Here is a 20,067-nt window from a genome sequence, read left to right as displayed (position 1 = left end):
GCCCCTGGACCGATCCTCAGCCCTGCGCCATACGCTCCCGCGCCGACTTGAAGCCCGCCACGAAGCGCGCCAGCGTGTCCGAGGTCTTGCCGCGCGGCAGCATCACTTCGATCAGCGAGAACCGTCCCCGACGATGCACCGCGCGCTCCAGCGCGGCGACCAGTTCGCCGCGGGTGGCGACGCGCTCGCCCGTGCCGCCGATGGAATTGGCGATGTCGGCATAGTGCCAGTCGTCGAGATCGTTGAACCGCGACTCCGGCTGGAACACGCGCAGCATCTCCCAGCTGCAATTGTTGAACAGCACGACGATCGGATCGAGGCCGTAGCGGCGGCAATTGCCGAGCTCCCAGCCGGTCATCTGGAACGCGCCGTCGCCGACCAGGATCAGCGGACGAAGCCCGGTCGCGGCCACGCCGATGCCGGCCGGCACGCCGAAGCCCATCCCCGCGTAGTAGCCCGGCGCGGCCAGCGCGGTATTGTCGATCTCCATCGCCGTGAACAGGCAGTCGCCGATATCGGAGGTCATCGGCATCCGGCCATGGCGATCGAACATGTCGTTGATCGCGGTCGCGATGTCCGAAGGCGCGATCGGCGCGCCATCGGCAGCCAGGCCACGCGGATACGCCGAGCGCTGCCGCGGCAGACCGGGAGCCGCAGCCTGCGGTGCCGCGCGCTCGTCCAGCGCATCGATCAGATCGCCGAGCGGCATGTCGCGATAGGTGTGATGGCCGATCTGGACCTCGCGGCTGGCGGCCAGGATCATGCGGCGCGGGTCCGGCGCCCGGTTCGACAGCGCGAAATTGGTGTCCGAGAGGATGACGCCGAGCATAAGCACAAGATCGGCATTCTCGACCAGCTCCGTGATCGCCGGATTGCCCGCGGCGCCGAGATAGGTGCCGGCGACGACATCGTCGGCCCTGTCGAGCAGGCCGCGACCCATGAAGGTCGTCACGAGCGGCAGGCGGAGCTTGCGCGCCAGCGCGGCGATCCTGTCCTCGACGCCGTAGCGGCGGATCTCGACGTCGACGACGATCACGGGACGCTCTGCCTGCGCGATGCGGGCGAGGATCTCCTCGACGCACTCGTCGAGCGCCTCGCGGCTGGCCCGCCGTGGCGGCAGCGGCGCCACCGGCTCGACCTCGGCATCGACCATGTCGCGCGGAAATTCGAGATACACCGGCAGCGACATCTCCTTGGCGCTGCGCAGCACGCGCGCGATCTGCGCCGGCGCCGTGGCCGGATCGCTCAGCACCGCCTGATCGCAGGTGATCTCCTTGAACACCGCGAGCTGCGTGTCGACGGTGCGGGCCTGATGATGCAGCAGGAAGCCGGAGACGCGCTCACGCGCACCGGGCGCGCCCGCGATCACCACGACCGGCGAGCGTTCGGCATAGGCGCCGGCGACCGCGTTCACGACGTTGAAGGCGCCGGCGCCATAGGTGACGACGGCGACGCCGAGGCCGCCATGATAGCGCGCCGCCGCATCCGCCGCGAAGCCGACCGCCGGCTCATGGCTCAGCGTGACGCTCGGCAGGATGTTGCTCTCCTCGATGACCTTGAACAGCGGCAGCACGAAGTCGCCGGGAATGCCGAAGATCTCGCGGGCGCCGTGGTCCTTCAGGGCGGCAAGCAGCGCATGGGCAAGAGCAGGCATCCGGATCCCCTGAGCGTAGCGTGACGTTCAGCCGGTGCTACACGATGAGGGCCGGACTGCCAACCACCGGCCGCTCGGTCGGCGAGCCATGCCGTCCGGATCGCCCCGTCCAAACTTCATGAGGGAGCGCCAAGGCCCAAGCTCACCCGCGCCGCATCAGTTCGCCGTCAGCAGCAGGGCCTGGGCGGAGGGTGCGCCGCCATGCGGCATGGCAAGCGTAACCGTGAACAGGATGGCGACTGTCATGATCATGCAGAGCTTCATCATGACCGTCCTGCGATCGGTGATCGGCAGGAACAGGAAGAACAGCAGCATCGCCGCCAGCGCGAGTTCGAAAACGTAAGACATGGATGACCTCCTCCGTTGCCAGGAGGATGGCGCATGCCGGAAACCCAGACTGTGCGTGCCGTCACATCGGTCCCATGGTCCACGCGAGCCAGATCCCGGCCTCCGCAGCGGGACCGCGCAAACCAATCGATTGCCACCTCTCAGCCGTCGAACAGCGCGGCCTCGGTAAAGGCGAGATCGCCGAGACGCGGCGGATGCGGCCCTTTGGCGTATTTGCGTCCGCGCTTGTCCGAGTACCAGCCGGCCAGCCCTGCGATGGGTGCATTGGCATCGAGCCGCACCAGCAGGCCGCCGCGCCGCAGCAGCAGCCAGCCGATGTTGCCTGCCAGCCGCACGAGGTCGGCGACATCCCGGCAATACAGCAGGCGATACACCGGCAGCGCATTCATCACCCGGTGCTTCTGAAACACGAACGGATACGCCGCATCGGCCGCACGCGCGACGAGACTGAGACATCCCCACTCCGCATGCTGCCGCAACAGCTCGGCCTCGTCGGGAGACAGCCCGTGCAGATTGTCCGCGGAGAATTCATCGACACGGACATCCGGGCGCGGTCGTGACAGCGCCAGCGCGGCATAGACCTGTCCCTTGCAGTAGACCGAAAAGCCCTGAGCCTCGACCTGCGGCCAGGTGTGCGGGGCCGGCGTGATGTTGAAATAGGTCACCGTCTTGTCGCGCGTCGCCGCGCGCACCAGCATCGAGCTGAAGGCACGGAACGCCGGCTCGACATACCAGCTCGAGACATTGGCCCTGACGATCGGCTCACCGCCGATGCGGAGCGCGGAGAACAGCAGCAGGATGACGCCGACGGGGACCCCGCCATGGTCGAGACAATAGCCGAACGCCGGATAGCCGGCCGGCCGCGGGCGCGCCGCGTGGCGTTCGAGTCCGCGCAACCAATAGGCCTCACTGCGAAAGGCGAAGCCGCGCGTCAGCAGTGCGGCGACCGCCGGCAGATCCGCCGCGCCGATCTCCCGGATGCGAACGCCGGTCACGGCCCGCGCGGGCGCCGGCCTGTCGTTTGCAATCTCCGCTTTTTTGATTGGCTGCATTCCAGCATCACCCGAGAGAGGTCCAGCACACCGTCGCGTGGCGGGATCGTCATGGCGGCAATTATCGTAAAAGGCTTTGGCGGCAGTGAACCACGTCTTGCTGGCCTTACTTTTCAGTTAATGGAATGCGCGAGCCATACCCGTCACGCTTCGATCAGCGTCGACATGATCGTCGCGAACGGCGCTGCCGCTCACGGCCGCGGGATGCGAAACATGTAGGTTTCATCGGCATTGAGACCGTCGACGAAGAAGCGGCCGGGCTTCGCCTCGATCCGGCGCCGCAAGCCATCCCAGCCCCAGACCTCAAGGCTGCGCGTCCATGTCGGCAGGTCGAGCTCGACCGCGCGCCCCGGCTGGTCGGTCCAGCCGGCAATGTTCTGCCACACGATCAGATCGGCGTCGGCTCCGCGCAGCGTGTACAGCGCCAGCCGCCGGTCGATGGACACGATCCTCATGTGACCGGCGAGCTGCAACACCGTCTTCACCACGAGGCTGCGGGCCTCCGGGGTCCAGGGATCCTTGCCCGTCGCCATCGCATAGGCCAGGCCGTCGACATCGGGCGTGTCGCCAAGATTCCACGGAAACGCCAGCACGGATACCGGCGAGCGGCCGTCCTTGCCGACCACCGCGAGCTGGTCCCAGATCGCATTGAGAAACAATCTCGCCGCGTCCGGCTCGCTGTCCCACGCGCCGGCGCGCGCGACGTTGAACTCGGTTGCGTAGAAGTTGATGTCGCGGCTCAGCCCCATCGCCCGCTTGATGCGGTCGAAGCAGGTCTGCACCGAGAACTCGCGGCCGTGGGTCATCGGATACCATTTGTCATTGTAGTAGGTATGCAGGTCGATGCCGTCGAGACGGCCGTCCTCAAGCAGATCGGCGATCGCCGGACCGTAGCCGCGCAACGTCGCATCGCCATGCGAGTTGCAGGTGGCGAAGCCTCCGGGAACCACCCGCAGCTTGGGGTCGACGCTGTGAACACCGTCGGCAAGTCCGGCCAGCGCGTCGTGATAGTCCTGGCGCGGAATCGTGGCCTGCACATCGGGCTCGTTGATTGCGGTGAAGACCGTAGCACCCCAATCGGGAATACCGTTTTCGCGGCCCCAAGCGCCACCGGGACGGAAACGTCTTGCCATCGCCTGCCCAGCCGCGAACCAGTCCTGATAGGACCCGATCGGCTGCGGTGGATCGAGGCTCTGATAGCTGCCTTCATACTCCAGCAGGATCAGCGGCATGATACCGTTCTTGTGCGCTTCCAGCATGGCGGCATCGAAATCGTGCGGTGTCGGCAGCCGCGCCAGCGTCCGCCAGCCATAGGAGTCCATTCGCCCCATCCTGGCACCAACGCCGTGCAGCGCCTGATAGATCTGCTTGCTCCTGCCGGCCAGATGCGTGACCAGATTGCCGCCGCCGATGCGCTCGTCGATCCGCAGTGCCGAGGCGTTCGTTTCGCCTGCGCGGACAGCGCTCGGCCATGGCGACGTGAAAAACGTTAAAAGGGCTGTGCTAATGACCAGCAGATTGGAACGAAGTCGCAATGTCTGATCCCTTAGATGTCCGTTATGACGTTTGAGATCGTCCAGGTCGTTCAAGAGATAAGCAATGCCGGCGGCGTGGAAACCGTCGCTATCGAGCTGGCGCGCGTTTTCGGCCGGAATGGTTTATCGAACGTCGTGCTCGCAAGCACCGTCGCGGACAATCTCGAACACACGATCAGAGTCGAGCGCGTCGCGCCGTGGCTGGCGCGGATTCCGACGCGCGGACTGTTCCGGCACATCGGCCGCGCCATTGTCGTGCCGCTGTTCACCCTGGCCGCGACACGGGCGCTGGCGCGGCACCCCGACGCCGTCGTCGTCAGCCACGGCGACAGTCTCAAGGGCGACGTGCTGATCGTGCATGCGGTCAATGCGCAGAGCCTGGCCGAGAAGCGCGCCGCCGGCAGCTGGCGCTGGATGCTCAACCCGATGCATCTGTGGGTCGCGCTACGCGATCGGTTCATGATCGGAGGCCTGCGGTATCGGGCGTTCGTGGCGGTGTCCTCCCGCGTCACCGCGGAGCTGCAGCGCTTCTTCCGCGTGCCGGCCGCCCGCATCCACGTCATCTCCAACGGCATTGATCTCGCGCGCTTCAAGCGCGACACCGCCAGCGGCCAGGCGATCCGGCGTGAGTTCGGCATCCCGGACAATGCGCGCCTGCTGCTATTCGCCGGCCACGAATTCAACCGCAAGGGACTGGCGCATGCGATCGGCGCGCTCGATCGGCTCGGCGACGACGTCTGGCTGCTGGTCGTCGGCTCGGACAATCCCGCGCCCTACCGCAGGCTGACGCGCAACGCCCAGGAACGACTGATCTTCGCCGGCTCACGCTCGGACATGCCCGCGCTGTACTCGGCGGCCGACGCCTTCGTGCTTCCCACGAGCTATGAGACCTTCTCGCTGGTCTGCATGGAGGCCATGGCCTGCGGAGTGCCAGTGTTCGCAACGCCGGTGGGCGGCATCGAGGATTATCTGCACGACGGCGTCAACGGCTTCCGCATCACGGCCGATGCCGTCGATATCGCGGCCAAGCTCGCTTCCGTCTTCGCCGATCCCGCGCTGATGCGCCGGCTGCAGGACGGCGCCCGGGCGACCGCGCAGACCTATGGCTGGGACCAGATCGGACTGCAATACATCGAACTGCTCAAGCAGATCGATGCCGCCAAGCGACAGCCTGGCCACGCAGCGATGGCGCTGCCGGTGAAGGCCTAGCTAATTCGTCTGCAGCCGCTGTGGGCGGGCGAGACCGGATGCGGCTCTCGACTGATGCGCCGCACGGCATGCCGTTTCAATCGCCGCCGCGACCGCTTCATAGGTGAAGCGCCGGAGCACGTTCGCGCGGGCCGCTTCACTGCGAACGGCGAGCTCCGCCCGCCGGCCGCTGAGCTCATCGATGAGCCGACACAGGCTGCCGGGGTCCCGCTCCGGCACGATCCAGCCGCCGTCGCCGACGACATCCGGAATCGCTCCGCAGGTCGATCCGATCACCGGGATGGCACAGGCCTGGGCCTCGATGATCACCCGGCCGAACTGCTCGCGCACCGCGTCCGTGGTGCGCGTCAGCAGCAGCAATGCGTCCAGGCCGCGCAGAAAAGCCGCAACCGCAGCGGGTGCAGCCCAGCCCTGGATGGTGACGCGCCCGACCAAGCCAAGTTCGGCGACGCGCCGGCGGAGATGCGGCTCGTGCGGACCTTCGCCCATGATGCTCAGCGTCGCCGCCGACTTGCTGCGCGCGAGCGCTTCGAGCGCATCGTCGAGTCCCTTCTCGACCACCAGCCGGCCGACATAGCCGAGCCGCAGCGGCGAGCCGGCCGTCGCATTCGATCGATCATCCGCCGGCATGAAGGTCGCGAGATCGACGCCATAGCCGATCGGCGTCACCGGACCCGTATAGCCACACGCCCTCACGACCTCAGCCGCATCGGGACTGCGTGACAGGATGTGGGCGGTGCGGCCGAGGACGAACTTGCGGATCGCCTCGAATGGTGGCGGCAGCCGTTTCAGGATGTTCTGGTCGACCTCGAGCACGAGCGCCGCACGGCTACGCAGCATCTGCGCCTGCAGCGCGACGATGCTCCAGGGCTCCTCCCAAAGGTGAATCACGTCGGGATCGAGCTCGCGCAAAAGGCGGCGCAGCGCCGGATAGAAGTGCAGGTACCATTTCATCGGACCCGCATCGGGGAGCCGGATCGGGAGGCGATGGATGGGAAACCCTTCGTTGGAGTGAGCCGCGGTGATGGTGCGGCCGAATTCCTTCCACACTTCGGGCACCACGAGATGCAGCTCGACGTCGGGCCGGGACGCGAGATGGCGGTAGCGCAGCCGGCCGGCCTCGCTGCTGGTGGCCGGATGCGCAATCGAGACGATCCGCAAGCGTCCCCTGCTAGACACGGCCCATCACCTTCGCTGCAGTCCCGCTGAAGCCCGTGAGATGCAGCTCCATCGCCGCCAGCGTCCGATGCGCGCCATTCATGGTGTTGCGCGGAATCGAGAACGCATCCTGCCCGGCTTTGACGAGGCCCTTGCGGGTGGTGGCAGCACTGGCAAATCCGGCCTGCCGCGCCAGCGCAAAGTCCCGCGGTCCGCAATCGGCGGCGCGCCCGTAGGGAAACGCGAAGTGCCGGACGTCGATGCCGAGCCGCTCGTTCAATCGCAGCCGCGCGCCGGCCAGCTCGCGCAGGGCGTCTTCGGAAGACAGCGTCGAGATGCGCGCATGCGAGACGGTGTGAGCTCCGATCTCGACCAGGGGGTCGGCTGCCAGCGCCTCGAGCATGTCCCAGGAGATCGCATGTTTCCAATGCATCACCTCGATGTCGATGGCGTTGGCGGCACAGAACGCGGCGTAACGATCCGCGGCCTGCTGGCCATCCCAGCGCGAGGCGACCTGCGCGAACACCGCGCGGCGCTGCTCGTCGCTCGACAGCGCGATCCTCTCATCGTCGACCGTGACATGGCCCCTGTGCCGCAGCGCATCCTCCAGGCCAGCGGCCCACAGCGGCAAGGTGCCGTCGGGAATCCCGGTCGTCACGAACAGCGTCACCGGCACCTTGTGCCTGCGGAACACCGGCACCAGCAGCTCGCACGTATCGCGGTAGCAGTCGTCGATCGAGAAGTTGACGTAGCGGCCGGACGGCTCGGCGCTTGCCGTCCGGCGCAGCGCCTCACTGATCGTCACGACATCCCAACCCTGGTCGAGGACATAGCTGAGGAAGCGATCGAGAAAGTCGACATCGACGTAGAAGTCGCGATTGGGCAGACGCTCCCACTGCTCTGCCGGCGCGGTGCGATGGAACGTCAAACAGCAGCCGCGCGGGCCGAGCACACGATCGACGGCCTTGGCGACAGGAAGGACGAAGGCACCGGATGCCATCATCGCCTTGGCGGCAGCGAGGGCCAGCAGGGTCAACTCAGCTCTCCCTTCATCTTGAACGTACGACGAACATGACGGAGCGCCGTGCCCACCACGGCCGGCAGCAGGATGCCGATCGCGAGGGCCAGGCAGAGCAGATACGCCAATCCGCCGGCGAACAGGCGCGGCAGCAGGCCTGGCACGGAAGTCTGAATCATCAGGCCGAGCACGACCATCAATGCGGTCGGCAGCAGGGCCAGGCCGATCACGAGCAGGAGCTTTCGCGCATCGCCGAGCACGAACACCACGCCCGACAGCAGCACGAGGCTGCGGATCGCTTCGCCAACGCCGAGCAGCTGCATGCCGGCCGCCGGCGACGGATCGAACAGCGGCATCAGCAGGTTGAAGCCCATGTTGGCGAGATAGGCCGAGACGATGATGACCGCAGCGACGCCGTTGCGCCCCGCGCCATTGAGCAGACGGATCAGGATCCAGCCGAGGGTCGCAGCCCAGACGCCGCAGGCGATGCCCTTGAGCGCATGCGAGGTCAGCAGCAGGGCCTCGTCGCCGAACGCGCCGCGGAAATAGATCAAGCGGACGATGTCGGTCGAGAAGACCAGCAGGAACGCCGAGGCCGGCAAGGTCAGCGCGAGCAGCGGCCGCAGCAGCGCCTCGGTCTGCGCGCGCGGATCGCGCGGGGCGTGCTGCGACAGCACCGCCATGCCGAGCGGCTGGCTGATCAGCAGCAGCGCGCTCTCGGTCAGCGAGCGCGCGTAGTCCAGTGACGCAACGGCGCCGGTCGTCAGCCGCGATGCCGTGAAGCGCTCGATCCAGACGTTGCCCTGCTCCGCCAGCGGCAACGCCAGCAGGACGCGCAGCCGGCGGAAGAATTCGAACCCCTTCTCGATCACCATGCCGGCGGTCAGGCCGGAGACGCTCAGCGCGCCGTCGCGCCAGAGCGTGAACAGGCCCCAGGCGGCGAGGCCATTGAAAGCAACGGTGAAGGCGCAGGCGAGCATGTAGGCGTCGCCGGTCAGAACCAGCAGGCCGATGCCGCCGATCACCGCGACGTTGAGCAGGCTGGCACGGACATTGGTCAACCGCGTGCGGCCGAGCGCGATCTCGCCGGCGGCAAGCACGTTGAGCACCGCCGAGGCCGGCATGCCGAACGCCATCATCCGCACGAAGTGCAAGGTGAGCTCGCGCCCCTCCGCCGAGAAGCCGCCGACGACGGCGTTCACCCAGAGCTCACCGAGCAGCAGGATGATCGCGGTCACCAGGCTCGAGACGACGGCAATGACGATCGTCAGCGCACCGAGGCTGCGCGCGGCATCAGGCCGCTGCAGCGCCTCGCGATGCATCGGGATCATGATCGCCGGCACGCTCTCGTTCTGCAGGAACGCGAGCGGGATGAGCACGGCCGCCATGGCGGCGCGGAAGCCGTCGGCGACGAGCGAGGCGCCCAGCACATGCGCCATCAGCACCTCGCGACCGAAGCCGAGCATCTTGCTGGCCAGCGCACCGCTGATCAGCAGCGCACTGAAGCGCTTGAGCGAAGGACCGGAGGCGCTCATGCGACCCCCTCCGATACGGCCTGCGGCCCTATCCACCGCGCAGGGACTTGTCCGTCCTCGAGCAGTTTCGGCCACGGCAGCACTGGCGCGAGAATGGCGAGGGTCGGGCCGAGCGAATCGCAGTCTGCGACGAGATCGACCGTACACCGCTCGGAGGACGGGGCAGATGCAACGATCGTGCTCACACCGCCGCTCCCGCGCCGACATTGCGGATCAGAAGCCCGATCGAGTCCAGCATGCGTGCAAGACTGTAGTGGGTGCGCGCGCGGCGCGACGCGTAGTCGAGCTGTGGCGCGAGGATCTCGGGTTCAGCCAGCACCGCGTCCAAAGCCTCGGACAGCGCACGCGCATCACCTGGCGGCACGAGCAGACCGGCCCGGCCATGTTCGAGGATGTCCGGCGCAGCGCCGGCGTCAGTGGCAATCACCGGCACGCCGGCGAGCATCGCTTCGACCAGGGTGCGGCCGAACGGCTCGGGATCGATCGACGGATGCACCATCGCGTCCATCGCCTGCATCAGCAGCGGCACGTCGCTGCGATGTCCCAGGAAATGAACGCGGTCGCCGAGGCCGAGATCGGCAACGAGCCGTCTCAGCTCAGCCGCGTAGTCCTGCTCGCCGAACAATGCGTCGCCAACGATGACACCGTGCACGCCCGGCAAATCGGCCAGCGCCTCGATCAGAACATGCTGTCCCTTCCACCGCGCGAGCCGGCTGAACACGCCGACCAGCGGTCCCGACGGCAGGCCGAGCCGCTGCCTCAGCTCCTGGCGCGACGCCGGCACGGGTTCGACGGCGAGACCATTGGGCACGACCTCGACGAGAGAGCGTCGACCTCCGGCCGCGATGAAGGCGGCTGCGGCGGCTTCGGAGGGGACGACGACCTTCGCCGCAAAGCGGTTGGCGAGAAAGATCTGCATGCGACGCTGCAGCACGCCGAAATGAGCCGGGCTGATGATGTCGTGCAGATGCCAGATCAATGGCCGCCGTGCCGCGATGTTGGCGATGGCCGACAGGACAAAGGCCTTCTGCGAATTGGCATAGAGGACGTCATGCTTGCGTGCGACATGCGCGAGCTCCGCGGTGATCGCCGCGAGTCTGCCGAACAGCGGCAGCGCCTTGAGCCACGAACTGTCGCGTCTGAACTGCCCCAGGCCGCGGCCCCAGCGCGACGTGATGACCGGCATGCGACGCTCAGCCAGCGCCTTGCCGAGCGGGCCCGGCTCGAACAGGAACACCGCGGAATCCCTGCGGCCCTGGACGACATCGAGCAGGATCAGCTCGGCGCCGCCGATCTGCCCGGTATGATCGACGAACAGGACACGCTCGGTCGACATCACCCGGCTCCGGCGTAGGCTGCCACGGGCGCGGTCTGGACCACAGGCGCGCTGCGGTGCTCGACGTCGGTCATGGTGACGACGATGCCGACATCGCGGGCTCCGAGCGCCCTGCTCCTGTTCACCGTCGCGACCGCCGGCTCGATCAACGACCGGTCGCTGCGAACGCAGACGATCGCCCAGTCCGTACCGGCAAGGAAGTCGTTCCGTTGCGACGGCAATGGTGTGTCGACGATCACGGCATCATAGCCATCGAGACCAGCGAGGAGACCGTCGAGGCTGATCGCGTCGAGAATGTCGCCGACCGGACCGGTCGCCTCACCAACCGGCAGCACGTCGAGCGAGGGATGCGCGGTGGGCAGAACCATGTCCCGGAGCGGCGTCCCGCGCTCCAGCGCGCCGACCCATCCGGGGTTTGCCGGCAGCGCCATGATCTCGGCAAAGGCGGGATGCGAGACGTCGCACTCGACGACCAGCACGCGCCGGCCTGCGGCCGCGAGGTGCTCTGCCAGCGCACAGGTCGTGGTCGTCTTGCCATCTGCTGCATCAGGAGAGGTCACGACGATGCGCTGCGATCGGGCGGACCGCTTCAAACCGAGTTCGTGGACGAGCTCATGCAGCGTGTGCTGAAAATCAGCGTCCTCGGAGGCGAGGCGCAAGACGCGCGGGATCGCCAGCGGTTGATGGCCCTGCAGGATGGCGCCGAGCGCCGACATCTCACGCAGACTCTTCAAGCGCGGCAGGCAGGCCAGGATCGAAACGTCGGCGACGCTCGGGAGATGAGACCCTCGTTCGGGCGCTGCCGGTGGCTTCGCCGCCTCCGGTGCGGTCACACGCTCGGCCAATTCAGGGACGATGGCGGGAGCCTCGTCGACAGCGGGCGTCTCGACCTGCCCGGCCGGCGCTTCCGGAGCGACGGGCACGGGCGGGCTGATCAGGCGCGCGCCGAGCTTATCGGCGAGCAGCGCAGCGCCGACACCGAAGATCAACGCGAGCGTCATGCCGGCGGCGAGGAAGGGGATCTTCTTCGGGAAGAACGGCTTGCTCGGCAGCTCAGCGAGGCTGACGAGACGCGTGCTGCCGCGCAGGACGCGCCGTTCGGTCTCGAGCTCGCTCGCTTTCTTGTAGAGCTCGGCATATTGCTGGCGCTTGATCTCGGTGTCGCGCACCATGCTCTCGATGGAGGCCTCGTCCAGCGTGGCCGAGCCGGCCTCCGCCTTCGCCGCGTCCATCTGCTTCTTCAGCGAGGCCACCAGCGCGGTGTTGGCATCGTACGTCTTCTGCGCGCTCGCCGCGATGCTCTGCATCTCTGCGACCAGCCGCTGCTGGATGATCGCCTGCTCGCGCGTCAGCGCCAGGATCGAGGGATGCTTCGGCCCGAGCACGCCGGTCGCGCTGGCGAGCTGCGCGCTCACGGTCGTCAGTTGCTGCTTGAGGTCGGCGATGGTGCGGCTCTGCAGCACCGACGGGGCGTCGGTCGGCCCGCGCTCCTGCTCCGACTTGATCTCCTGCAGCCGCGCGGCAGCGTCGGCGCGCGCGGCCTCCGCCTGCGACAGCTGCTGGCCGATGCTGGTCAGCCGCTCCGAGGAGATCGGCGCATTGGCGCCACGCATCAGACCCTTGGTGCGGCGGAACTTCTGGATCTTGTCGTCGGCCTCACGCAGTTGCTGGTCGAGCTGCTTCAATTCCTTCCAGAGCCAGGAGCTCGCGACCTCGCGGCTGTTGGCGCCTTCGGTGCGCTGGTCCTCGAGAAAGGTCTGCGTCAACGCGTTGGCGAGCGTCTTCGCAACCTCGGGACTGCTCGACTGATAGGAGATGTTGATGACGCGCGAGCGGCCGGCCGAGGCGATGCTGAAGCGGCTGTCGACATGATCGATGAACGCGCCCGGATCGGTCTTCAGGCGCTGGCACGCATCGGCCGAACCCATGAGACGGCCGCGCTCGCATTCGCCGATCACCGCATCGACCACGCCGGGCGACGACATGATCTGACGCAGCAGGCGCGGCGAGCGGATCACCAGGAGCTGGCTTTCCATGTCGGCGGGATCGCCGATCTTCTGCGCCCACGCCGCCGAGGTGTTGGCACCCGGCTCCTGCTCGGCGATGATCACCGAAGCGGTAGCGAGATAGCGCACCGGCAGCAGCACGAGTGCGGCCACGGCGAGCGCGAGGATGGCGCCGGCCACGATGGCGAACACGCCGCGGCGGCGCCAGATCCGGGCGACGGCGTCAATGCCGGACAAGGCCTCGCCAAGAGCCGCCTGCCTCATGATCTGCACCCGCGCCACATCCAACACTACGCAATCAGCCGCGTCGCGCGGCCCTGATGTCCCGCACGGAAACTGTCGATCTCCTCGTTGACCGCCGCGACGAACTGGCTGCGGAAACGCTCGGCCGAGAAGAAGCCGGCGCGCTGGCGGCAATCGAGACGCGAGATCGACTTCTCCTTGGCCGCGAACGCACGCACGCAAGACGCGATCGCCTCGGGCTCGGGCGACTCGAAGAACATGCCCGTCTGGCGCGGCCCCGTGGTGAGGATCGACTCGCGCGCACCGCCGCGGCCGAGCGCCAGCACCGGTGCGCCTTCGGACTGCGCCTCGACCGGAATGATGCCGAAATCCTCCTCCGCCGCGAACACGAAGGCGCGGGCGGTGGTCATGAGGTCGCGCAACTGCTTGTCGGGCACGAAGCCGGCGAACTTCACGTTCGGCCCCGCGATCGCCTTGAGCCGCGCGGCTTCCGGACCGTCGCCGGCCACGACCAGCTCGAGGTCCGGCATGGTGTTGAAGGCGCGCACGATCGGCTCGATGCGCTTGTAGGGCACCAGCCGGCTCGCGGCGAGGAAGTGGTTGCCGACCGGGAGGATCGCCGCGCGCTGCGCGATCGTCACCGGCGGGTAGATCACCTTGGCGTCGCGGCCGTAGATCTTCTTGATGCGGCGGGCGACGAACTGCGAATTGGTGAAGATGGCGTCGGGGCCGTGCGCGGTGCGGGCATCCCAGATCCGCATCTTGTGCAGCAACGCGCGGGCGATCAGGCCCTTGACGCCGGTGGCGTAGCCGCTCTCCTGCAGATACTGGTGCTGCAGATCCCAGGCATAGCGCATCGGCGAATGCACATAGGCGATGTGCAGCTGCTCCGGCCCGGTCAGAACGCCCTTGGCCACCGCGCAGCTCGAGGAGATCACCAGGTCGTAGCTCGACAGGTCGAGCTGCTCGATCGCGAGCGGCATCAGCGGCAGATAGGAGCGGTGATACTTCCGCAATAGCGGCATCTTCTGCAGGAAGCTGGTGTGCGACGTCTCGAATCCCAGCTTGGCGCGGTCCTCGGGACGCAACAGGTCGAACAGCGTGAAGACGTCGGCGCCGGGATAGCAGCGCAGGATCTCCTGAAGGACCTTCTCGGCGCCGCCGAGAACGTAAAGCCAATCGTGGACGATCGCGACGCGCATCGCACTCTCCCAATTCCCGGGGTATTTAATAAAACCCTTAAGGGAGACGTTCACGCGCACAAACCCAATCCTAAACTTCTAGTTAATCGCCCTTCTCCTCCGACCCGTCGAATCCGCTGCTAACAAGTAAGGATCAGTTAAGGATCGGCAAGACGCATCGCGTCTCAGATCGTGACAGGCGTGTGCCGGACCAGAACGCGCAACAAGACTTTGGTCCGCTTCGGCACACTCGGGCACCCTAGGCGGTCTTGCTTAACAGGCCCTTGCCGATTGCAACGCCTGCGCGCGCCGTGATCGGTGGAGCCAAACCGCGACGACGCGCCGCGGCCCGTTCTTTAACCTCTGCCGCCGCACACGAACGTGATCGCGATCAGCCGGCGATGGCGAGCTGCTCGACCGCGTAGCCGTGGCGGATGGCGCGGTTCAGCACGGGATCGACCAGCTCGAAATCGAAGCGGTCGGCCGGGCGGATGCCGCCCTTGGCGGCAAAGGTGCCGCCGAACATCGCGGTGCCCTCGGGCAGGCCGGCCTCACCATAACGGCGCGCGATCAGGTCGGACGGCGCCAGCATGCCGCTCAGCGCGCCCTCCTGATACAGCACGCGCTCGCCGTCGATGGTCGCGAACGCGCGCAGCATCAGCCGGTCCCAATGCGCGGCGACATCGTCGACCAGCCACAGCTCGGGCGCGACCGGCTTGTCGCACATCTGCTTGGACACGGTGATGTTGTAGGTCTCGACCTTGCGGTCGGTATGATCGGAGCCGACCCCGACCAGCAGCCGTCCGCCCGCCTGCACCAGCACGAACTCGACCTCGCCGGAGGAGTCGCCGCCGCTGACCTCGATGCTGTCCGACGTCGTCAGCCGGCTGGCCGCGGCCTCGTAATAGATCGGCGTCGTCGCGGGCCTGGCAATGCCGAGCTCTTCCAGTTCGGCGATGTGCTTGTCGCGGGCGACCGGATCGCGCCCGGTCCAGCCGGCGATGACGAGGCGGCTCAGCGTGATCCGCTGCCGCGTCGCCGCACCATCCGCGTGAACCAGGACATCGATCGTCGCACCGCTCATCGTCTCATCGCCTCTTGCTGACCAGCCCGCCGCTTAGCCGTCCGGCCGCGCGCTGGCAAGCCGCCCCGCCGTTCACTCCTGCTCGGCCTTCTCCGCCTCGTGATCCTCCTTGAGGTGCCGCTTGCGGATCTGATGGGTCGTGAACCAGATCAGCGCGATCGCGGCCGGCACGAAGGCGGCGGTGGCCAGCGTCGGCTCGACCGGCAGGCCGCTGTCGTGCGCGCCCTTGGCGAGATAGCCGAACAGGCTGACGACGTAGTAGCCGATCGCGGCCACCGACAGGCCCTCGACCGTGCTCTGCAGGCGCAACTGCAGCTTGGTGCGCTCGTTCATCGAGCGCAGGAGATCGCGGTTCTGCTGCTCCAGCTCGACATTGACGCGGGTGCGCAGCAGATCGGCGGCGCGCGCCAGCTTGAGCGACAGGTTGGACTGCCGGCCCTCCAGCGCGTTGCAGGTGCGCATCGCTGGCGCGGTGCGCCGCGCCAGGAACGACGACCAGCTCGAATACGGCGCGACCGGCTCGCCCTCGATCACCGCCAGACGGGCCTGCACCAGGTCGTAATAGGCGCGGCTGGCGCCGAACCGGAACAGGCTGCCGGTGGCGCCGCGCTCCAGCAGCGCTTCGAGCTCGGTCAGCTCGCGCAGCAGGTGGTTGTTGAGCTTGAACGATTGCGCGCCCTGCATCTCCGCGAGCACCTCGACCAGCCGCCGCTCGATGCGGTCGACGTCCGGCGCCAGCGCCAGCGCCGCCGGCAGGCCGAGCAGCGCCAGGGTGCGGTAGGTCTCGAGCTCCAGCACGCGCTGCACCAGCGCGCCAAGCCGCTCCGGCGTCGGGCCGTCGGCGCAGACCAGGATGCGGGTGAAGCCGTCATCGTCGAGACGGAAATCGGAGGCGACCGCGCCGGCGCTGCCCTTGATCGTCACGATGGCGAGGCTGCTCTTGTCGAAGATCTCCTCGGCGCGCGCCACCGGATCGGCCGCGTTCTCGACCTCGAGCTTGACCGCCACCAAGAGCTCGCCGGCCTGCGGCAGCGCCGCGATCAGCGCCTGCAGCTCGGGCGCGATGGCCCCGAAGCGGCGCGGGCCGGAGTCCGCGGGCGGGCTCCAGATCCAGGTGAGGGTGGCGAATTCCGAATGCTGCTCGAAGCGCAGCCTGACCGGGCCGAGATCGACCTGGTGATGCTTGACGCCCGGCTCCGGCGGCAGCGCACCGTGCTGCGCGCAGAACGCGGTGAGGCTGGCGCGGTCGACCGCTGGACTGTCGCCCTTCGCCATGAAGGCGAAGCGGATCACCAGCACCGGCTGCGTCAGCGGCGTGAACGGCCGCGCATGCACCTCGTTGAGCACGCTCTCGCGCAGGGCATGCGGCGTGAAGGCGGACTTGTCGAGCGACGTCATCGGGACGGCCCGCTGTTGAGAGCGACACCTGACGCAGACGATCGCGCTGCGCCTGAATTGATCACCCCCGTCATGCCGTCCATCCCCCTGACGTTCATCGTCCCCGCCGCCAACGCGGCAGCCGCGTGTGACACCAGTGTAGCGCAATTCGATGACGGCGCCACGGCCGCGGCCATGTCGGGCGCGTCGGCGGCTCTCTCGGCGCCACGGCAAGTCGAGCATGATGCCCGCAGACACACCAACACCTCCCGCGGCGCGATCGCACCCGGGATCATCATCACCAAGACCCTCTTCAAATGCCGAGGGCGCAGGGAAGGCCGGACCTCGACTGAGGCCCGTGGCCCCCGTGCGGAAAAATTGCACGGGGCAGGAACCACAGGTTCAGCCGGACAGACCCGGCCCTCCCTGCGCGATGGGTTTAACGGCTGCTCCGAGCTCTCCCCGGGGACCGGGCTTGTTTGCCCCCGTCACCTCGTGACACGTCATGTCATCGAGGCTTAGCGCCAGCGTCGGGGCGCCAGGACCACACGGCTTGACCGTCCGCGAGCTTGCCATCGTCCAGCGCATCAGCACCTGACAGGCCCGCGGCCACCACTCCCCGCCTCTACGTATCGTGACGACGCGTACGCCCCTCTGCATGAGGACGGGATGGCGGGGAGTAGAGCACGATTTCGGGAAAATAGCAATACGAATCTTTTCCGGCATGGTGAGAGCTTTTGCACCAATCCCGTTCCTGCCACCCCGCACGACCTCCACACCCTCTCACCCTGAGGAGCCCGCCGCAGGCGGACGTCTCCGCCAAGCAGTGATCGATGCGGTGCGCGAAGCTGTTGCGGCCAAGCTCGCCAGTGTGGCCGCTCGCGAGCGGATCTCGGAGAGGCGGATATCTTCTGAACGTCTCACATCGCTCGTGGGGCCCCCCACCCCCAACCCCTCCCCGCAAGGGGGAGGGGAGCCCGGCATCTCGCTTGATGGCTGAAGTCCGCCGGGTTTCCGCAGCCCCCATCCGCGGCCTACGCAGTTGTCACGACAGGCATCGTAGATCATAACCGCTTGACCTTCTCGCCGTCTCGCGATGGCCCTCACCCACTGTTTGTCCAAGCCTCACAGGACTCCCATGACAACCCTCTCCTCGATCGTCGCGCGCGGTGTCGCGCTGGTTGGCAATGCGGCGCTGCAATGGCGCAAATTGCAGGGGGAGACGCCGGCGCCGGCCTGGGGCGCGCAGCCGCAGATTCCGCAAGCGAAGCCGCAGGGGATGCTGCCGACCTTGAAGATGCCGACGGCGCGCGGCTGGCGCGATGGCGAGAAGCCGGTGGCGGCGCCGGGGCTGAAGGTCAATGCGTTCGCGACCGGGCTGGATCACCCGAGATGGATCTACGTGATGCCGGACAAGTCCGTGCTGATCGCGGAAGCGACGCAGGTGCCGAGCCCGGTGCGCAACATGTTCGGCTACGCGATGCAGGCGACGATGCGCCGCGCCGCCGCGCTCGGCGTCAGCGCCAACCGCATCACGCGGCTGGTCGATGCCGACGGCGACGGCACGGCCGAACGCCGCAACGCCTTCATGGAGAATCTCAGCCAGCCGTTCGGCATGGCCCTGGTCGGCGACACCTTCTATGTCGGCAACACCGACGGCATCGTCGCCTTCCCGTACAGTGCGGGCGCCGAGCGCATCACCGCGCAGGGCCAGCGGCTGACGAATTTCAAGCCGGGCGGGCACTGGACCCGCAGCCTGCTGGTCAGCCCCGACGGCACCAAGCTCTATGCCGGCGTCGGCTCGCTCACCAACATCGCCGAGCTGGGGTTCGAGGTCGAGGAGGGCCGCGCCTGCGTCTATGAGCTGGACATCGCGAGCGGTGCGAGCCGCATCTTCGCGGCCGGCCTGCGCAACGCGGTGGGGCTGGCGTTCGAGCCGTCGACCAAGGTGCTGTGGACCGTCGTCAACGAGCGCGACGGGCTCGGCGACGAGACGCCGCCGGACTACCTGACCTCGGTGCGCGAGGGCGGCTTCTATGGCTGGCCCTATTGCTACTGGGGCAAGACGGTCGACGACCGCGTGCCGCAGGATCCGAAGCTGGTGGCGACCGCGCTGACGCCGGACTACGCGCTCGGCGGCCACACGGCTTCGCTCGGCCTGTGCTGGCTGCCCGCAGGCACGCTCCCGGGTTTTCCGGATGGCATGGTGATCGGCCAGCACGGCTCGTGGAACCGCAGCAAGCTGTCCGGCTACAAGGTGGTGTTCATCCCGTTCGAGAACGGCAGGCCGTCGGGCCCGGCGCGCGACATCCTTTCCGGCTTCCTGGCGCCGGACGAGAGCTTCTCCTATGGCCGCCCGGTCGGCGTCGCCATCGGTCCGGACGGATCGCTGCTGGTCGCCGACGACGTCGGCAACTGCATCTGGCGCGTGACGGGGGCGTGAACCTCGCGCGCGAAGGCCGCGGCCGAGTTCGGCCGCGGCCTTCGCGCATGTGCCGCCATGCTCAGTCGTGGCCGTAGAACTGGCGATTGCAGTAGCGACGGCCCTGCTCGTGGCGCGCGGCGCGCTCGGCCGGCGATGCGTTCGCCGGCATCAGGAAGTTGCCGGTGTAGAACAGTTGCAGGCAATTGATGTAGTTCTTGTTGCCGAGCCATTCCCAGCCGGCCGAGGCCGGCGATGCCGATGCGGAGGCCAGCAGAGCGGCGGCCGCGACGATGGCGGCGGCGGCAGACAGACGAATGCGGAAAGTCATGACCTTGTCCCTTGGTTCTCGAGGCTGCCTCGCGCAGCCGATGGGGGATCATGTCGAAGCCGGCCCGCGGCGACCGTGATGGTGCGCACAGAGCGGTGACCGAGGGCAGCGCGGCCCGGTCGCGGGAGATGTGAACGCCTGCGGCACGGCGCCGCGGAACCCGGGTCGTACCGGCCCGTTGTCGCCGGCACAGGAACAGTCCCGAGGAGAGTCCCATGGCCGACAACGTCAATCCGAACCGGAAGCAGCCCGGCGAGAAGCAGGAAGGGCAGTATCACTACAATCCGGGCAATCAGTCCGGCAAGACCATCGATGTGGCGAAGCCGGAAGACGAGCAGGTCAACAACAAGGACCGCATCGAGCAGCGCGAGGAGCCGCAGTCGCGGTGAGGTCCTTGAACGTCACTACTCGTCATGCCCGGGCTTGCCCCGCCTGCGCGGCCGAAGCCGCTTCGGCGCGGCGAAGGCCCGGGCATCCATCGCCTTGCGAAGAGTGATGGACGGCCGGGTCAAGCCCACGGCTGTCCGGTTCAGCTTCCGCATATTGCGAGGCTCAACTGTTGTGGGTTTTTGGCAAGT

Annotated in this window: 16 protein-coding genes; 3 read left to right on the top strand and 13 right to left on the bottom strand. The window is 67.6% G+C overall.

The features are described from left to right. Nucleotides 1-16: 16 nt before the first annotated feature. From ipdC to ACQR2C_RS31850, 4 genes are all read right to left on the bottom strand, one after another. Complete coding sequence (gene ipdC / locus ACQR2C_RS31865; protein ID WP_315800642.1) at nucleotides 17-1,654, bottom strand: indolepyruvate/phenylpyruvate decarboxylase; 1,638 nt, start codon at nucleotides 1,652-1,654, stop codon at nucleotides 17-19. A gap of 156 nt (nucleotides 1,655-1,810) precedes the next feature. After that, a complete protein-coding gene (locus ACQR2C_RS31860; protein WP_315800643.1) occupies nucleotides 1,811-2,002 on the bottom strand; it encodes a hypothetical protein in 192 nt (63 codons plus the stop codon). Nucleotides 2,003-2,142: 140 nt separating this feature from the next. Further along, nucleotides 2,143-3,054, bottom strand: a complete 912-nt coding sequence (locus tag ACQR2C_RS31855; protein WP_315800644.1) for an acyl-CoA acyltransferase — start codon at nucleotides 3,052-3,054, stop codon at nucleotides 2,143-2,145. Between the two features lie 191 nt (nucleotides 3,055-3,245). Further along, nucleotides 3,246-4,466 (bottom strand): hypothetical protein, encoded by a 1,221-nt coding sequence (locus ACQR2C_RS31850; RefSeq protein ID WP_434882917.1) that lies wholly within the window; start codon nucleotides 4,464-4,466, stop codon nucleotides 3,246-3,248. A gap of 147 nt (nucleotides 4,467-4,613) precedes the next feature. On the opposite strand from ACQR2C_RS31850, the gene ACQR2C_RS31845 reads away from it, so the two are divergent. Further along, a complete protein-coding gene (locus ACQR2C_RS31845) occupies nucleotides 4,614-5,798 on the top strand; it encodes a glycosyltransferase family 4 protein (RefSeq protein WP_434882914.1) in 1,185 nt (394 codons plus the stop codon). On the opposite strand, the gene ACQR2C_RS31840 is transcribed toward ACQR2C_RS31845, so the two are convergent. The 8 genes from ACQR2C_RS31840 to ACQR2C_RS31805 form a co-directional block, all read right to left on the bottom strand. Beyond that, nucleotides 5,799-6,977 (bottom strand): glycosyltransferase, encoded by a 1,179-nt coding sequence (locus ACQR2C_RS31840; protein WP_434882913.1) that lies wholly within the window; start codon nucleotides 6,975-6,977, stop codon nucleotides 5,799-5,801. Continuing rightward, on the bottom strand, nucleotides 6,970-7,992 hold the full coding sequence (locus ACQR2C_RS31835; protein ID WP_434838880.1) for a polysaccharide deacetylase family protein: 1,023 nt from the start codon (nucleotides 7,990-7,992) through the stop codon (nucleotides 6,970-6,972). The genes ACQR2C_RS31840 and ACQR2C_RS31835 overlap by 8 nt, the downstream gene beginning before the upstream one ends. Then, nucleotides 7,989-9,509 (bottom strand): lipid II flippase MurJ, encoded by a 1,521-nt coding sequence (locus ACQR2C_RS31830; protein WP_434882912.1) that lies wholly within the window; start codon nucleotides 9,507-9,509, stop codon nucleotides 7,989-7,991. Before ACQR2C_RS31830 ends, ACQR2C_RS31835 begins: the two co-directional genes overlap by 4 nt. 181 nt (nucleotides 9,510-9,690) lie before the next feature. After that, entirely contained in the window at nucleotides 9,691-10,848 is a 1,158-nt protein-coding gene (locus ACQR2C_RS31825; protein ID WP_315800649.1) for a glycosyltransferase, read from the bottom strand. Continuing rightward, entirely contained in the window at nucleotides 10,845-13,115 is a 2,271-nt protein-coding gene (locus tag ACQR2C_RS31820) for an exopolysaccharide transport family protein (RefSeq protein ID WP_434882911.1), read from the bottom strand. The genes ACQR2C_RS31825 and ACQR2C_RS31820 overlap by 4 nt, the downstream gene beginning before the upstream one ends. Nucleotides 13,116-13,141: 26 nt before the next feature. Continuing rightward, nucleotides 13,142-14,296 (bottom strand): glycosyltransferase, encoded by a 1,155-nt coding sequence (locus ACQR2C_RS31815; RefSeq protein WP_434882910.1) that lies wholly within the window; start codon nucleotides 14,294-14,296, stop codon nucleotides 13,142-13,144. Between the two features lie 370 nt (nucleotides 14,297-14,666). After that, entirely contained in the window at nucleotides 14,667-15,359 is a 693-nt protein-coding gene (locus tag ACQR2C_RS31810; RefSeq protein ID WP_434882909.1) for a DUF2848 domain-containing protein, read from the bottom strand. A 72-nt stretch (nucleotides 15,360-15,431) separates the two neighbouring features. Continuing rightward, on the bottom strand, nucleotides 15,432-16,757 hold the full coding sequence (locus tag ACQR2C_RS31805) for a DUF3422 domain-containing protein (RefSeq protein WP_434882908.1): 1,326 nt from the start codon (nucleotides 16,755-16,757) through the stop codon (nucleotides 15,432-15,434). A gap of 1,117 nt (nucleotides 16,758-17,874) precedes the next feature. On the opposite strand from ACQR2C_RS31805, the gene ACQR2C_RS31800 reads away from it, so the two are divergent. After that, nucleotides 17,875-19,179 carry a PQQ-dependent sugar dehydrogenase gene (locus ACQR2C_RS31800; RefSeq protein WP_434882907.1) on the top strand — a complete coding sequence of 435 codons (1,305 nt, stop codon included), beginning with the start codon at nucleotides 17,875-17,877 and terminating at the stop codon, nucleotides 19,177-19,179. Nucleotides 19,180-19,240: 61 nt separating this feature from the next. Here the strand turns inward: ACQR2C_RS31800 and ACQR2C_RS31795 are convergent, their stop codons facing one another. Beyond that, the gene (locus ACQR2C_RS31795) at nucleotides 19,241-19,489 is read right to left on the bottom strand and encodes a hypothetical protein (RefSeq protein ID WP_315800655.1); all 249 of its coding nucleotides are present in this window, start codon (nucleotides 19,487-19,489) and stop codon (nucleotides 19,241-19,243) included. A gap of 215 nt (nucleotides 19,490-19,704) precedes the next feature. Here ACQR2C_RS31795 and ACQR2C_RS31790 point away from each other — a divergent pair, with 215 nt between their 5' ends. Further along, on the top strand, nucleotides 19,705-19,878 hold the full coding sequence (locus ACQR2C_RS31790) for a hypothetical protein (RefSeq protein WP_315800656.1): 174 nt from the start codon (nucleotides 19,705-19,707) through the stop codon (nucleotides 19,876-19,878). Nucleotides 19,879-20,067 lie beyond the last annotated feature (189 nt).

It is taken from the genome of Bradyrhizobium sp. HKCCYLRH3061, assembly GCF_051168015.1.
Taxonomy (GTDB): Bacteria; Pseudomonadota; Alphaproteobacteria; order Rhizobiales; family Xanthobacteraceae; genus Bradyrhizobium.
The sequence above is the reverse complement of the archived record's forward strand: the minus strand, read 5'-3'. Positions and strand labels throughout refer to the sequence as shown.

Excerpts from the sequence above, each read along its gene's own strand:
- ipdC (WP_315800642.1), bottom strand. The coding sequence starts at position 1,654 with ATGCCTGCTCTTGCCCATGCGCTGCTTGCCGCCCTGAAGGACCACGGC.
- ACQR2C_RS31860 (WP_315800643.1), bottom strand. The coding sequence starts at position 2,002 with ATGTCTTACGTTTTCGAACTCGCGCTGGCGGCGATGCTGCTGTTCTTC.
- ACQR2C_RS31855 (WP_315800644.1), bottom strand. The coding sequence starts at position 3,054 with ATGCAGCCAATCAAAAAAGCGGAGATTGCAAACGACAGGCCGGCGCCC.
- ACQR2C_RS31845 (WP_434882914.1), top strand. The coding sequence starts at position 4,614 with ATGACGTTTGAGATCGTCCAGGTCGTTCAAGAGATAAGCAATGCCGGC.
- ACQR2C_RS31830 (WP_434882912.1), bottom strand. The coding sequence starts at position 9,509 with ATGAGCGCCTCCGGTCCTTCGCTCAAGCGCTTCAGTGCGCTGCTGATC.
- ACQR2C_RS31820 (WP_434882911.1), bottom strand. The coding sequence starts at position 13,115 with ATGAGGCAGGCGGCTCTTGGCGAGGCCTTGTCCGGCATTGACGCCGTC.
- ACQR2C_RS31815 (WP_434882910.1), bottom strand. The coding sequence starts at position 14,296 with ATGCGCGTCGCGATCGTCCACGATTGGCTTTACGTTCTCGGCGGCGCC.
- ACQR2C_RS31810 (WP_434882909.1), bottom strand. The coding sequence starts at position 15,359 with ATGAGCGGTGCGACGATCGATGTCCTGGTTCACGCGGATGGTGCGGCG.
- ACQR2C_RS31805 (WP_434882908.1), bottom strand. The coding sequence starts at position 16,757 with ATGACGTCGCTCGACAAGTCCGCCTTCACGCCGCATGCCCTGCGCGAG.
- ACQR2C_RS31800 (WP_434882907.1), top strand. The coding sequence starts at position 17,875 with ATGACAACCCTCTCCTCGATCGTCGCGCGCGGTGTCGCGCTGGTTGGC.
- ACQR2C_RS31795 (WP_315800655.1), bottom strand. The coding sequence starts at position 19,489 with ATGACTTTCCGCATTCGTCTGTCTGCCGCCGCCGCCATCGTCGCGGCC.
- ACQR2C_RS31790 (WP_315800656.1), top strand. The coding sequence starts at position 19,705 with ATGGCCGACAACGTCAATCCGAACCGGAAGCAGCCCGGCGAGAAGCAG.